This window comes from Ruminococcus sp. AF20-12LB, assembly GCF_003478985.1.
Taxonomy (GTDB): domain Bacteria; phylum Bacillota; class Clostridia; order Lachnospirales; family Lachnospiraceae; genus Blautia_A.
Genome location: NZ_QUGH01000003.1, coordinates 75,873 through 89,612, shown reverse-complemented (window position 1 = coordinate 89,612; position 13,740 = coordinate 75,873). Strand labels below are relative to the sequence as shown.

Below are 13,740 nucleotides of genomic sequence, written 5' to 3'. Positions count from 1 at the left end.
TGTTACTGAGAACGGAGTGAACAGCAATGTTGACAGTTTGTATCCGCAATCCTCGTTAAATTTAAGATTGTAATTTATGTAAATTTATATTAAAATAAAAAAGAATATATTTTAAGGACGTGAGAGACAATGGCAGAGAATAATCTGGGAAATACACAGTATTTCAGAACAAAACCGGATCAGGAGCTTCAGGTAAAAGAAGTCCTGGATCTGGTGTACAATGCAATGGATGAGAAGGGCTATAATCCGGTGAATCAGATCGTAGGATATATTATGTCCGGAGACCCGACCTACATCACAAGCCACAAGGGTGCGAGAAGCATGATCATGAAGGTGGAGCGTGATGAACTGGTAGAAGAACTTCTCACCGAGTATATCAAGAACAAGTCTTGGGAACGGTAATATGAGAGTACTGGGACTGGACTATGGCTCGAAGACTGTGGGGGTTGCAGTGAGCGATCCCCTTGGTCTGACAGCCCAAGGTGTGGAAACCGTATGGCGCAAGCAGGAAAACAAGCTTCGTCGTACTCTGGCACGTATTGAAGAAATCATTTCGGAGTATCAGGTTACGGAGATCGTTCTGGGATACCCGAAAAACATGAACAATACAGTAGGAGAGCGGGCCGAGAAATCTCTGGAGTTTAAGGAAATGCTGGAGAGACGTACGGGCCTGCCTGTTGTTATGTGGGATGAGAGACTGACTACCATGGCGGCAGACCGCACTCTGGAGGAGACCGGTGTGCATAAGGAAGACCGTAAACAGTATCTGGATCAGGTAGCTGCAGTCTTTATCCTGCAGGGATATCTGGATGCTGCCGCATACAGAAGAGAGCAGCAGGAAGGCGTGGAAGAATGATCGGAAACGCAAATAGATGTTTTGAGCGGATCAGGTAGCAAATGCGGATTGTGAATATCCGCTTGACAAGAACGGATAAGGAAGAATTAAATATGGAAAAAATAATATTTCAGTCAGACGACGGCACAGCTGCTGAGTTTTACGTAGAGGAGCAGACCAATATTGCGGGTGTGACTTATCTTTTGGTGTCCGATTCACAGGATGAGGAAGCAGACGCATATATTCTGAAGGATATTTCAGCTCCGGGAAGTACAGAAGCCTGTTATGAGATGGTCGAGGATGATGACGAACTTCAGGCTGTATATGCAGTTTTTCAGCAGATGCTGGATGACGTGAATTTTGAATGGAGGAGCGATTTTTGAAAAGCGAGAACAACGATGACAACAAAAATGCGGAGAGCAGAGTACAGGTTTCCGCAGGCGGTGCCAGAAGAACCGCATCAAGACAAAAGAATGCCGGATCAAGAACAAGACAGTATCGTGGTGGCGGCAAAAACCGTCAGGATAAGCCTTTCCGGCCAACAGCAAAGAAAACAGCAGCCGGTGGCGCTGTAAAAAACAGCAGAAACACACAGAAACCGGCAAAGACCAGCGGCAGGCCATCCGGTCGGAAAAACGGCCGCAGAGCAACATCCAAACTTAAGATCATACCACTTGGCGGTCTGGAGCAGATCGGAATGAACATTACCGCTTTTGAGTATGGCGACAGTATTGTAGTTGTAGACTGTGGTCTTTCTTTCCCTGAGGACGATATGTTGGGAATCGATCTGGTCATTCCGGATGTAACATACCTTAAGGAAAATATTTCCAAGGTGAAGGGATTTGTGATCACTCATGGACATGAAGATCATATCGGAGCTCTTCCGTATGTGTTGAAAGAGATCAATGTTCCGATCTATGCTACCAAGCTGACACTGGGACTGATCCGCAACAAACTGAAAGAGCATAACCTTGTGCGTTCTACCAAACTGAAAGAAGTAAAACATGGGCAGGTAATCAATCTTGGGGATTTCGCTGTGGAATTTATCAAAACGAATCACAGTATCCAGGATGCATCCGCACTTGCTATTTATTCACCGGTAGGAATCGTGATACACACAGGAGACTTTAAAGTTGATTATACACCGGTATTTGGAGATGCCATCGATCTGCAGCGTTTTGCAGAGATCGGCAAGAAGGGTGTGCTTGCACTGATGTGTGAGAGTACCAATGCAGAGAGACCGGGATTTACAATGTCCGAGCGTACAGTGGGACATGTATTTGATAATCTTTTTAATGAGTACCGTACATCCAGGATCATCATTGCAACCTTTGCATCCAACGTGGATCGTGTGCAGCAGATCATTAACACTGCATACCGGTTCGGAAGAAAGGTTGCTGTGGAAGGCCGCAGTATGGTCAATGTTATTTCCGTAGCGTCAGAACTTGGCTATCTGCAGATCCCGGAGAACACACTGATCGAGATCGATCAGGTGAAGAATTATCCGGACGACAAGGTGGTTCTGATCACAACCGGAAGTCAGGGTGAGTCCATGGCGGCACTTTCCCGTATGGCAGCCAATATCCATAAGAAGATCACGATCAAGCCTAACGATACCATCATTTTCAGCTCTAATCCGATCCCAGGAAATGAAAAGGCAGTTTCCAAGGTCATCAACGAACTGTCTATGAAGGGAGCCAAGGTTATTTTCCAGGATGTTCATGTTTCCGGACATGCCTGCCAGGAGGAAATCAAGCTGATCTACTCCCTCGTAAAACCGAAATATGCCATTCCAATCCATGGTGAGTACCGTCATCTGACTGCACAGAAACACATAGTGGAAGATCTGGGAATCCCGAAGGAGAATATTTTTATCCTTTCTTCCGGAAATGTTCTGGAGTTGGACGGACAGGATGCCAAGGTGACAGGAAGTGTTCATACAGGTGCGATCTTCGTAGACGGACTTGGAGTTGGCGATGTGGGAAATATCGTACTTCGTGACCGTCAGCACCTTTCAGAAGATGGAATCATGATCGTAGTTATGACACTGGAGCGCCACAGTAATGTAGTTCTCGCAGGTCCGGATATCGTTTCCAGAGGTTTTGTGTATGTAAGAGAATCTGAGGATCTTATGGAGCATGCCAGACAGGTTGTGGAAACTGCACTGGATTCCTGCCTGGAGAACAATATCACTGACTGGGGCAAGATCAAAACCGAGGTCAAGGATGCCCTTGGAGAGTATCTGTGGAAACGGACCAAGAGAAATCCTATGATCCTGCCTATCATTATGGAGGCGTAGGTTCATGGATGAGATCAGCATGGAGATCGAGAAGCTTCTCGATGCTGTGCACAGAAGCGATGAATATCAGGAATATCAGAAACAGGCAGCCCAGCTTGAAGCAGATCCTGAGCTGAAAGCCAGAGTGATGAGATTCCGTGGAGATAATTTCAGACTGCAGAATCATTCAGACAGGGATGAGCTGTTCCATATTGAGGAACAGCTCAATCAGGAGTCTGCAAGTCTGAGACAGAACCTGAAAGTAAATGCCTATCTCGACGCTGAGCTTGCGCTGTGCAGACTGATGCAGCGGATATGCAGGACGCTGGTGGACGGGATCGACATACAGATTCCTGACTTATAGGAGGAAAGACTATGGCAGACACAAGAGACAAGGTTGGCAGGGCCGGCGTTTTTCTGGCTGGAGGGGTATTTAAAACCGCTGTATATATCTTTATTATCGTATTTCTGATCTGGGTTGGAAAATCAGCATATCAGTTTGGCTACGATGTGTTTAACCAGCAGGCTATGAGCCCGGGAGAGGGACAGCAGGTCACGGTAGTCATAAAAGAAGGCGCCTCTGCATATAAAGTAGGCAAGACACTGGAGCAGAAGGGCCTTGTCAAGGATGCGCTTGCATTTACCATACAGGAAAGAATGTCCGCATATCACGGACAGATCAAAGCCGGTACATACCTTCTCAGTACAGCCTATACACCGACCAGGATCATGGCAGTGCTGTCAGGAGAAGAGAGCAAGGAAGGATCGAACAGCCAGTGATCGTAGAAGAACGCATGCAGACCTATATCAATTCACTGGATATGGGGAATACTCCATTTCTGCAGGAGTTGGAGACAAAGGCACTTGCAGACCGGGTGCCGATCATCCGGAGAGATATGCAGAGCTTTATGAGGATGCTTCTGGCACTGAAACAACCGAAGCGCATTTTGGAGGTGGGGACTGCCGTAGGCTTCTCCACACTTCTTATGTGTGAGTATGGGCCGGAAGATATGGAAATTGTTACCATAGAGAATTATGAAAAAAGAATTCCTGTCGCAAAGGATAATTTCAGGCGCGCAGGAAGAGAGTCACAGATCACGCTTCTGGAGGGAGATGCCGGAGAGATCCTGAAGAATCTTACCGGAACCTTTGATATGATCTTCATGGACGCAGCCAAGGGCCAGTATATCCACTGGCTTCCTGACGTGCTGAGACTGATGAAAGAGGGAAGCGTGCTGGTATCTGACAACGTGCTGCAGGAAGGGGATATTATTGAATCTCATTATCTTGTGGAACGGCGTAACCGTACAATCTATAAAAGAATGAGAGAATATCTCTGGCAGCTGACTCACAGTCCGGTGCTTCGTACATCGGTGCTTCCTCTTGGAGACGGAGCGGCTGTAAGTGTAAAAACAGGAGAACAGGCTTATGAAACGACCAGAACTATTGGTTCCGGCGAGCAGCCTTGAGGTTTTAAAGGTTGCCGTCATATATGGTGCAGATGCTGTTTACATCGGCGGAGAAGCTTTTGGACTTCGCGCAAAGGCTAAGAATTTTTCAAAAGAAGATATGTGTGAGGGAATCGCATTTGCCCATTCCCATGGCGTAAAGGTTTATGTGACAGTAAACATTCTGGCGCATAACCGTGATCTTGAGGGTGTAAGGGAATATCTTCAGGAACTGAAGGAGATCGGACCGGACGCACTGATCATCGCAGATCCGGGAATCTTTATGTATGCAAAGGAAATCTGTCCGGAGATCGAGCGTCACATCAGTACACAGGCAAATAATACCAATTATGAGACTTACCGTTTCTGGTATAACCTTGGTGCCAAACGTGTGGTAAGTGCAAGAGAGCTCTCTCTGGAAGAAATCCGGGAGATCCGGGCACATATTCCGGAGGATATGGAGATTGAAACGTTTATTCACGGCGCCATGTGCATTTCCTATTCCGGAAGATGTCTTCTCAGTAACTTTATGGCGGGAAGAGATGCTAATCAGGGAGCCTGTACCCATCCATGCAGATGGAAATATTCTGTTGTGGAGGAGAAGCGTCCGGGAGAATACATGCCGGTATTTGAAAATGAGAGAGGAACTTTTATTTTTAATTCCAAGGATCTCTGTATGGTAGAGCATATGGAAGATATCCTTACAAGCGGTATTGACAGCCTGAAGATCGAAGGACGTATGAAAACAGCTCTTTATGTGGCAACAGTGGCAAGAACCTACCGCAAAGCCATTGACGACTGTATGGAAAGTTCGGAAAAATATCATGCAAATATGCCGTGGTATCAGGAGCAGATCTCAAACTGTACCTACCGTCAGTTTACCACCGGATTTTTCTACGGAAAGCCGGATGAGAATACCCAGATCTATGACAGCAACACGTATGTAAGAGAATACACATATCTTGGATTTGCAGAAGAAATCGATGAGAGAGGTCTGGCAAGACTGACACAGAGAAACAAGTTTTCTGTAGGAGAGACCATCGAGATCATGAAACCGGACGGAAGAAATATTCCGGTCACGGTGGAAGCCATTTATAATGAAGAGGGCGAAGCCATGGAGAGTGCACCACATGCCCAGCAGAGAATCTATGTGAAACTGACTGAGATGCCGGAGGTATTTGATATTCTCCGAAGAGGTGAATGATCCGGAAGGGTGGATAAGAGAGTGTAAAGGGGAGAACGAAAAGAACGTTCTCCCCTTTACTGATTTTCGGGAAAAAGAGTACGGAGTTTTCGAAGAGCGTTCTTTTCGATACGGGATACATAGGAGCGGCTGATGGAGAGATTTTTGGCAATCTCTCGCTGGGTCAGTGGCTCCTGGCCATTCAAACCGTAGCGGCAGCAGATCACCTGGTATTCCTTTGGGGAGAGTACTGTCCGGATATAACGGAGAAGATAGGAAATGCTGTCCCGTTTGAAACAATCATCCACAACATCAACGGGGGGACTTTCAATGATATCGAGAAGGCTGATCTCATTGCCTTCCCGGTCTGTGCCGATGGGTTCATAGAGAGAAACTTCTCTGGAACGTTTCCTGCGGGCACGAAACATCATGAGAAGCTCATTGTCGATGCACCGTGCAGCATAAGTGGAAAGTTTGGAAGTCCGGCTGGGATCAAAGGTGGAAATGGCTTTGATCAGACCTATGGTGCCTATGGAGATCAGATCATCCTGATCCTCGTCACATCCCTGATATTTTTTTGCAACATGTGCTACGAGGCGGAGATTGTGTTCGATAAGGATATTTTTTGCTTCCGGATCGCCCCTTTGGAGCTGCAGAAGATAGAACTGCTCTTCCGCAAAAGAAAGCGGTTTCAGAAAGGTTTTCAAGAGTTCACCTCAAAGGGGATTTCCTTATAGCTTATGAGCCGGACGTGCTTTTCGTGCTTTTCCAACAGAAACTTTATAAAAAGGACAGAGGCGAACACCTGTTGCGCCACATTCTGATCTGGTGTATAATCATAAAATACGAGTGACAACAATCAGTGTATATTGATGAGGAGTATATATTTTGAAAAAGAGGATAGAACAGCTTCTTAACGGAAAATTTATTTATGAACAGCCGGAGCTTCTGTTTTCACAGGACCGTATTTTCGCTACGCTGAAGGCAGGAGAGACCACAAAGGATGAGATTTATTTCGGTACCGATGACAACCGCAGGATCAGTGGATTTGTGACTTCATCTGACCGGAGACTGGTACCCGGATTTGACCGCTTTTCCGGAACTACGGTGCGCATGCCTTATGGGGTAGATGCAGAGGGAATGAAGCCGGGAGAGAGCTTTGAAGGCTGGCTGTGTTTTACTACCAGTATCGGAGAATATAAGCTGCCGTTCACTGTACAGGTACAGACGGAAGAGGTGAAGAGTGCAGGCAGAAAGGTGTCTTCTTTGGAAGAATTTCTGCACATTGCAAAAGAAGATTTCCATGAGGCTTACCGGATTTTTACAGAACGCCATTTTTCCCTGATCCTGAGTGATCAGAGTGAGAAGATCCGTTCTCTTTATGCAGGAATGTCACAGCAGCCGGTGACCTATCAGCATCTGGAGGAATTTCTGATCGCAGCCGGTGCCAAGGAAAAGGTGACATTGAGTCTGAACAGAGAAGAGGCCGGTTTTTATGATGTCAGTGAATCTGTTCAGGAATCCCTTTATATCCACAGGAGCGGATGGGGACACCTGCGGGCAGATATTGAGGTAAACGGGGATTTTCTGGAAGCAGGCAAGCATGTGGTCACAGAAGAGGATTTTATCGGAAGTACCTGTGAAATAAACTATGTGATACGCCAGGAAAAACTGGGAAAAGGGAATCAGTACGGCGAGATCATTGTAAAAACCCCATACCAGAAACTGGTATATCACGTTCTTGCATCCAGAGGAACTGAGAGTGCCGTGAACCTGGATCTTCTGGAAAAACAGTACCGGATATCTCTGATGAAGGAATACCTGGGATATCTCTGTAAAAGAACAGATTTTCAGGCCTGGACAGCCTTTACTCATGAGAAACTTGACCGTATGGGCGAAAGCGGACTGAAATATCCGGAATATCAGCTTCTGGAAGCCTATCTTCTTCATCTGGAAGGAGAAGATGACCAGGCTTCAGAAATCCTTGAGCGTTATCAGAATAAATCCTTTCATCACAATGAACTGGAACTGGCAGGGATTTATCTGTATCTGTGTACACAGACCGGGCTGTACCGGGATAAGGAACAGGCCCTCCGCAAGGTACAGAATTTCCGGATGCAGAAGGAAGACAGCTTTATCCTTCTGAAACTGGCATTTGAAATGGATCATACGCTTTCTCCGTCAAAAAAGATCTTTCTGATGGAAGAACTTTTTGAGCGGGGATGTACAAGTCCTTTTCTGTATCTGGAAGCATGGAACAGTATTTGTGCAGATATGTCGCTGCTGCATCGAATCAATGGGTTCTGGGCCCAGGTATTCCTTTTTGCAGGAAAAGAACAGATGCTGACGGAAGAGCTGGTCATGCGCCTGGCATATCTTTCCGGCTATGAAAAAGCTTTTAACGAAAGCCTGTACCGTGCTATGGCCATGGGATGTGAAGCCTTTCCGTCAGATGATACCGTGGAAGCTATCTGTAAATATATTATGAAGGGAAATCCAAGAAAACCGGAATATTTTCAGTGGTTTTCTGCTGCCGTGGACCGCGGAATCCGGATCACACGGCTGTATGAATATTATGTGGAAACACTGGATACCTCTTATCGGAGAGTCCTGCCGAAACCGCTTTTGATGTATTTTACCTATAACAACAATACTCTCGGTGATTCCAAGCGTGCCTATCTGTATGCATGCATCATTGCAGGGAAGGAACGTGATCCACAGACATACGAAAGTTATCGTGAAAGCATGGAGGAATTTGCTTTCCGTAAGTTACGGGAAGGCCGGATGAATGAAAATTATGCCACTGTTTATCAGGAATTCATGCGGGAACCATCGGACAGCGAAAAAGCGCAGGTGATCGCCTCCAGAATGTTTACCCACCGGCTGTATACGGATGATCCGAAGGTCCGTAGTGTGATCGTCCGTCACAGACAGATGAAACAGGAAGAAATCTATCCGTGTATCCATGGGATCGCTTACCCGAGGATCTGCAGCGAAGATGCGGCCGTTGTATTTCAGGATGAAAAACAGAGACGTTATGCTGCTACGGTAGATTATAATCTGACACCACTTTTCGATGATCGTGAGATGGTTCCGGCAGTGCTGGAAAAAGGGGCAGATGAACCGGCTGTGCTTTTACATTACTGTCAGGGGCAGGAGATCAGTCGTAAGAATCTGGGGATTTTTCAGAAACTGGTCCTTTCACCGGCGTTTACCGATGAATATAAGAGGCTGATCCGCAAAAAGATCCTGGATTATTATCGGGATCACGTGCAGGGAGAAGATCTGGATGCCTGTCTGGAGATGATGGATTATCGGGAATATGCCATGGTCGACCGGAAAACCCTTCTGGAGATCCTGATCCAGCGGGGACTGTTTCCGCAGGCTATGAGCGTGGTGGAAGCATTTGGATTTGAAGGAGTAGAGGAGCGTGCTCTTCTGAAGCTGGTAAGCCGTATGATCATCCGCTGTGACTGTGCGGAAGACGAAGAGCTGATCGCACTTTCCTCTCATGTATACCGACAGGGAATCTATGATGAAGTGATCCTCATGTATCTGATGAAATTCCGGTTTGGACCTGTGGATGAGCTTCTGGATATCTGGAAAAGTGCCTGTGGGTTTGAGATGGATACCTATAATCTGGAGGAGAGGATCCTTTCTCTTCTGATGTTTAACTGGGATTACCGGTCAGAGGGTGCGGATATCCTGAAAGCATATATCCGCCATTCCGGAAAAGAGAGTGTGATCGGTGCGTATCTGACTCTGATGTCTTACGGAATGTTTGTAAAAGAAATGCCGGAGATGCCGGGACTTAAGGAGTATCTGAAAAATCGCAGAGAAAAGGAGTGGCCCGGAGACCGGATCTGTGACCTGACCCTTCTGAAACTGCTTTCCGAAGAGAAAACTTCTGATGAAGAAAATCTGGAAATGGAGGAAAAAATCCTTTCTTCCTGTGTAAAGGAAGGAATGATATTTGAGTTTTTCCGGAACCTGGATCAGAGTATCCTGCGACCGTATCAGCTGGATGATAAGACTTTTGTAGAGTATCATACTTCACCGGAGGCTTCGGTCACACTGTATTATTCCTTGGATACCGGACTTGGAACTGTACCGGACTATAAAAGTGAACCGCTCAAAAATGTCTATGAGGGAATTTTTGCCAGAGCATTTACATTGTTTTATGGAGAAACCCTGCGATATTATTTCCAGACAGAAGATGAAACCGGTGTACACAAAACGGAAGAAAAAATACTGACCATGAACCAGAGTAGTGATCAGGCATCCAGCAAATATCAGCTGATCAATCAGATACTCTGTGCAAGAAAACTTGAGAAAGAAACGGAAGTGAAGGAGAAGCTGGCACAGTATCTCCGGCAGGAACAGTACGTTAATGAAATGTTTGTCATAGAGAAGGAACCGGAAAGATGAATGAAATTCGTGACTTGATCATAGGAATTGATATTGGAAAAGAATACACACAGATCTGTTATTATGACAGAAAAGCAGAAGAAGCCCGTTCTCTTTCCATGAAGGTAGGAGCCAGTCAGTACGAAGCTCCGGGCTGTATCTGCTATCGTACCGATCACGGTGATTACTGCGTAGGTCTGGAAGCAGAGTATTTTGCCAGGGAAAAGGGCGGGATCATGATCGGAAATATTTATGATATCTGTCAGAAGGAAGAAAAGATCCAGGTGGCAGGAGAGGAAAAAGAGCCGGCAGAGCTTCTGGCACATTTTCTGAGGGGAATCCTGAAATTTCTGGGAATCCAGGATATTGTAAAGAATACCCGGTGCCTTTGTATCACATCGCCGGAACTTAGTACACTTCAGGTACGGAATTATCAGAAGGCCTGCAGCCTTGCAGGTTTTTCACGTGAGAAATATATGCTTATGGACTATGGCGAGAGTTTTTATTATTATGCGCTGGGGCAGAAACGGGAAACCTGGAATCGAAGTGTAGGATGGTATGCCTTTGCAGGCGATACGGTAACCTTCCGGAAGCTGACTATCAACGGCTCTTCCAGACCGGTGCTTGTAAAACTGGAGGATCCGGTCAGTACAAAGCTTGAACCGGAAGATGAGATCCGTGATGTGGAATTTTACCGTTTTATCAGTAAGACTCTCGGCAAAGAACTCTTCTCCAGTGTGCAGATCACGGGAGAAGGATTTGACCAGAAGTGGGCACAGCAGTCTGTAAAGCTCCTGTGTCATCAGGGACGGAAGGTTTTTTATGGAAACAATCTTTTTGCAAAGGGAGCCTGCATAGCCGGTAAGGACAGGCTGGAGGATAAAAAACTCAAAGGTTACCGCTATTTAAGTGATTCGCTGGTGGCTGTGGATGTAGGGATGGACATGCGGGTGATGGGCTCTCCGGCTTACTATCCGCTGATCGAAAGCGGCAGCAACTGGTATGAATGCAGTGCATCCTGCGAGCTAATCCTGGATGATACCAGTGAACTGGTATTTGTGGTAAGTATTCCGGAAGAGACCGAGAAGAAACGTGTGGCCATGGCACTTGACGGTCTGCCAAAGCGGCCTAATCGGACTTCAAGGCTTTCCCTCATGCTGAAATACGTATCGCCGAGAGACTGCGAGATCACAGTGAAGGATCTGGGATTTGGCGAAATGTATCCTTCCAGTGGAAAAATCTGGAGGGAACTGGTACGATGGGATGAGCAGGAAGAAAGGAATCAGGCATGAGCGGATATATTTTATGTCAGGTAAAAAAAGCAGAGAAGCCGTTTTATATCGAAAATATCAGTACCAATATCTATTCTATAGAAGAACTCTGCTATTATCTTTATAACAATCTTTATCTTGTGGACAGCTCATTGATCAGCAGTAAGCTTTGTACCTGGCTGGAGGAAGAACTGGAGCTTCCGAAGCTTGCGGCCAAGCTGAAACCTTATATTGGGAGAGAGGCCGGACTTGAAGAAGTACTGTATCCGATATTTAAAGAGATCAATTATCTGGCTTATGAAGAACTTAAGACCTTAAACGGGCGCATCGAAGCCAGAAAACGTGAACCTGAAGAAATACGGGAGAAGCGAAAAGGCGACGCACTGATGGAAAACCGGATGTATGTGAATGCGCTCCGTGTTTATCAGAAGCTTCTTGAGCACGGCGGGAAAGAGATTACCGGAGAGATGCGAGAAAGAATCCTGCATAACCAGGGATGCGCATACGGTTATCTGTTCCAGATGGATAAGGCGCTGGATTGCTTTTGGAAAGCATGGAAGGAGAATCATTCAGAGAAAGCAATGAAGGTTTATCTTCTGGCCTACCGCAGTGTTCACAGTGAAGAAGAATACAGGAAACGACAGGAAGAGCTGAAGACAGATGAAAGGGTAATGCAGGAAACAGACCAGGCTCTGAAAAACTTTGCCGGTCTCCCGGAGCAGCATATCGTATCCGGAGAAACCGACAGGATCCTGGAGGATCTTACAAGAGAATATCACAGAAGTACCGGCTCTTAAAGCTGTTCAAGAAGTCCCAGCAGGATCTGCCGGGCTTCTTTTTTTGTATATACGGATTCTTCCTCAGACAGAGAACAGAGGTAATCATTCAGGGCCTGTCCGATACTGGTCTCTTTCAGATAGATACAGAGAAAAGTATCTTTTTCGGAAAGAAAGCAGAGAAAAACGGAATAGTCAGATAGAACTTCCAGATGAATCCCGGTTTCAGGAAGTACGGAAGGCTTCAGGATCCTGCATTTTTCATGTCCCATATCTGTGTCAAGAAGATGCCTGAGGGCTTTTTTTCGTTCTTCTTTCGGAAGAGGGGTCTGATGGTAGGAATAAGGACCGTCAAGGAGTCCGGTACGGGCAAATTTCCGGATCCCGCTCAGTGTAAAATAATTGCAGGAAAAGGCAGCTTCTGTAAAAGCAAAGGAAGTCTGGTTCAGGACCGCTGCCAGCTGGGTATAGACCGGATCGGAAAGATCGATATCCCTGTTATCAAACAATGACTGAATAAAGCCCGGACCATAGGACATCAGTGCAAGGCAGGGATGAGATTCCAGTGCAAAATTTGTTGAGATCTTTGTCTGCATGATAGAATCAAAGATATTAAGGATCCTGTCCGGAGAATCCGATTGCAGGAAGAATTGACTGGAATTCTCAAGAACCCGCCGGAATTCCTGCTGATATGCGTGGATCGCTTCTGGATTTTCGGTAAAAATACAGGTCATCATATCTGAGGATAACAGCAGCAGTTTTTTTTCAGTGAGTAAGAAAAAAGGAAACAGTTCATAGCTGGAAAACTCTCGGCCTGCCTGAGTATAGTAATAATATGGCTGGTAGCCCGCAAAACCTGACAGGATCGGAAGGAGTGTGCAGAGAAAGGTTTCCAGATTCATGTTGTAATCCGGTGAGGCGGACGGGTTCTGGTGAAGCGGCAGGATCTGGATCACCGGTGGCAGTTTCTCATATTTGGGATAAAGATGGGAAAAAATCTGTACAAGAAGCCGGCAGTTGGCCGGAAGGTTGGTACGGATCGTTTCGGAAGAACCGGAAGACAGGATGTCCTCAAAAAGGCTCAGGACCTTCTTTTCCACATCAAGAGAAAAAGTTCCACGGTAAAAGGGAAAGGATGGAAGCCTGAGAAAACCTTCCCGGGAAATGACCTGCCGGGAGCTGATAACACCCAGAAGTTCCTGTATATATTTGCGGTTGTAATAAATTTCTTTTCCGATTTTTTCTATTTTATATAATTCCATCAGTTCCCGGCGTTGGGAAGGGTTGATCCGGAGGGAATCGCAGAACTGGCGCACAAAATCAATACCGGGAAGACGTTTCCCTGTGATCATACGCTGCAGAGAGGTACGGTCAAGTCCCGAATAAGCAGATAACTGATAAACGTTTTCTCCTGTATCCTTTAGGTATTCCCGGCATTTGCTGCTGAAATCAGACATGATAGTACTCCTTTTTGTGCTTATATGGCATTATTATACGAAAACAGATCATGAATTGCAATAATTTGTAAAAAAACAAGGCACA

The 13,740-nt window shown here is 46.0% G+C and carries 13 protein-coding genes; 11 read left to right on the top strand and 2 right to left on the bottom strand.

Going from position 1 to position 13,740, the window contains the following annotated elements:
- Positions 1 to 129: 129 nt before the first annotated feature.
- The 8 genes from DWX61_RS04780 (at position 130) to DWX61_RS04745 (ending at position 5,765) form a co-directional block, all read left to right on the top strand.
- Positions 130 to 402 carry an IreB family regulatory phosphoprotein gene (locus tag DWX61_RS04780; RefSeq protein WP_015527087.1) on the top strand — a complete coding sequence of 91 codons (273 nt, stop codon included), beginning with the start codon at positions 130 to 132 and terminating at the stop codon, positions 400 to 402.
- Position 403: 1 nt separating this feature from the next.
- Complete coding sequence (gene ruvX, locus DWX61_RS04775; protein ID WP_118624097.1) at positions 404 to 856, top strand: Holliday junction resolvase RuvX; 453 nt, start codon at positions 404 to 406, stop codon at positions 854 to 856.
- A 92-nt stretch (positions 857 to 948) separates the two neighbouring features.
- Positions 949 to 1,218 carry a DUF1292 domain-containing protein gene (locus DWX61_RS04770; RefSeq protein ID WP_059086846.1) on the top strand — a complete coding sequence of 90 codons (270 nt, stop codon included), beginning with the start codon at positions 949 to 951 and terminating at the stop codon, positions 1,216 to 1,218.
- A gap of 281 nt (positions 1,219 to 1,499) precedes the next feature.
- Complete coding sequence (locus DWX61_RS04765; RefSeq protein ID WP_118513134.1) at positions 1,500 to 3,134, top strand: ribonuclease J; 1,635 nt, start codon at positions 1,500 to 1,502, stop codon at positions 3,132 to 3,134.
- A 4-nt stretch (positions 3,135 to 3,138) separates the two neighbouring features.
- On the top strand, positions 3,139 to 3,477 hold the full coding sequence (locus DWX61_RS04760) for a YlbF/YmcA family competence regulator (RefSeq protein ID WP_118624095.1): 339 nt from the start codon (positions 3,139 to 3,141) through the stop codon (positions 3,475 to 3,477).
- Between the two features lie 11 nt (positions 3,478 to 3,488).
- Positions 3,489 to 3,893, top strand: coding sequence for an endolytic transglycosylase MltG (locus DWX61_RS04755; RefSeq protein ID WP_118513091.1), 405 nt, complete (start codon positions 3,489 to 3,491; stop codon positions 3,891 to 3,893).
- Positions 3,890 to 4,582: an O-methyltransferase gene (locus DWX61_RS04750; protein ID WP_118513092.1), complete on the top strand. Its 693-nt coding sequence runs from the start codon at positions 3,890 to 3,892 to the stop codon at positions 4,580 to 4,582. The genes DWX61_RS04755 and DWX61_RS04750 overlap by 4 nt, the downstream gene beginning before the upstream one ends.
- Entirely contained in the window at positions 4,542 to 5,765 is a 1,224-nt protein-coding gene (locus tag DWX61_RS04745) for a peptidase U32 family protein (RefSeq protein WP_118624093.1), read from the top strand. Before DWX61_RS04750 ends, DWX61_RS04745 begins: the two co-directional genes overlap by 41 nt.
- A gap of 56 nt (positions 5,766 to 5,821) precedes the next feature.
- Here the strand turns inward: DWX61_RS04745 and sigK are convergent, their stop codons facing one another.
- Positions 5,822 to 6,451, bottom strand: a complete 630-nt coding sequence (sigK, locus tag DWX61_RS04740; RefSeq protein ID WP_118624091.1) for an RNA polymerase sporulation sigma factor SigK — start codon at positions 6,449 to 6,451, stop codon at positions 5,822 to 5,824.
- 181 nt (positions 6,452 to 6,632) lie between these two features.
- Between sigK and DWX61_RS19175 the strand changes: the two genes are divergently transcribed.
- The 3 genes from DWX61_RS19175 to DWX61_RS04725 are packed head-to-tail and all read left to right on the top strand — an operon-like array spanning position 6,633 to position 12,219.
- On the top strand, positions 6,633 to 10,172 hold the full coding sequence (locus tag DWX61_RS19175; protein WP_270427015.1) for a DUF5717 family protein: 3,540 nt from the start codon (positions 6,633 to 6,635) through the stop codon (positions 10,170 to 10,172).
- Positions 10,169 to 11,443 carry a DUF5716 family protein gene (locus tag DWX61_RS04730; protein ID WP_118513095.1) on the top strand — a complete coding sequence of 425 codons (1,275 nt, stop codon included), beginning with the start codon at positions 10,169 to 10,171 and terminating at the stop codon, positions 11,441 to 11,443. Before DWX61_RS19175 ends, DWX61_RS04730 begins: the two co-directional genes overlap by 4 nt.
- Positions 11,440 to 12,219: a hypothetical protein gene (locus DWX61_RS04725; RefSeq protein ID WP_118513096.1), complete on the top strand. Its 780-nt coding sequence runs from the start codon at positions 11,440 to 11,442 to the stop codon at positions 12,217 to 12,219. Before DWX61_RS04730 ends, DWX61_RS04725 begins: the two co-directional genes overlap by 4 nt.
- Here the strand turns inward: DWX61_RS04725 and DWX61_RS04720 are convergent.
- Complete coding sequence (locus DWX61_RS04720) at positions 12,216 to 13,655, bottom strand: helix-turn-helix transcriptional regulator (RefSeq protein WP_118624089.1); 1,440 nt, start codon at positions 13,653 to 13,655, stop codon at positions 12,216 to 12,218. The two genes, DWX61_RS04725 and DWX61_RS04720, sit on opposite strands and share 4 nt — an antisense overlap.
- Positions 13,656 to 13,740 lie beyond the last annotated feature (85 nt).

What these genes read in the sequence shown, in the direction of transcription:
- DWX61_RS04780 (WP_015527087.1), top strand. Translation starts at nt 130, where the DNA reads ATGGCAGAGAATAATCTGGGAAATACACAGTATTTCAGAACAAAACCG.
- ruvX (WP_118624097.1), top strand. Translation starts at nt 404, where the DNA reads ATGAGAGTACTGGGACTGGACTATGGCTCGAAGACTGTGGGGGTTGCA.
- DWX61_RS04770 (WP_059086846.1), top strand. Translation starts at nt 949, where the DNA reads ATGGAAAAAATAATATTTCAGTCAGACGACGGCACAGCTGCTGAGTTT.
- DWX61_RS04760 (WP_118624095.1), top strand. Translation starts at nt 3,139, where the DNA reads ATGGATGAGATCAGCATGGAGATCGAGAAGCTTCTCGATGCTGTGCAC.
- DWX61_RS04755 (WP_118513091.1), top strand. Translation starts at nt 3,489, where the DNA reads ATGGCAGACACAAGAGACAAGGTTGGCAGGGCCGGCGTTTTTCTGGCT.
- DWX61_RS04745 (WP_118624093.1), top strand. Translation starts at nt 4,542, where the DNA reads ATGAAACGACCAGAACTATTGGTTCCGGCGAGCAGCCTTGAGGTTTTA.
- DWX61_RS04730 (WP_118513095.1), top strand. Translation starts at nt 10,169, where the DNA reads ATGAATGAAATTCGTGACTTGATCATAGGAATTGATATTGGAAAAGAA.
- DWX61_RS04725 (WP_118513096.1), top strand. Translation starts at nt 11,440, where the DNA reads ATGAGCGGATATATTTTATGTCAGGTAAAAAAAGCAGAGAAGCCGTTT.
- DWX61_RS04720 (WP_118624089.1), bottom strand. Translation starts at nt 13,655, where the DNA reads ATGTCTGATTTCAGCAGCAAATGCCGGGAATACCTAAAGGATACAGGA.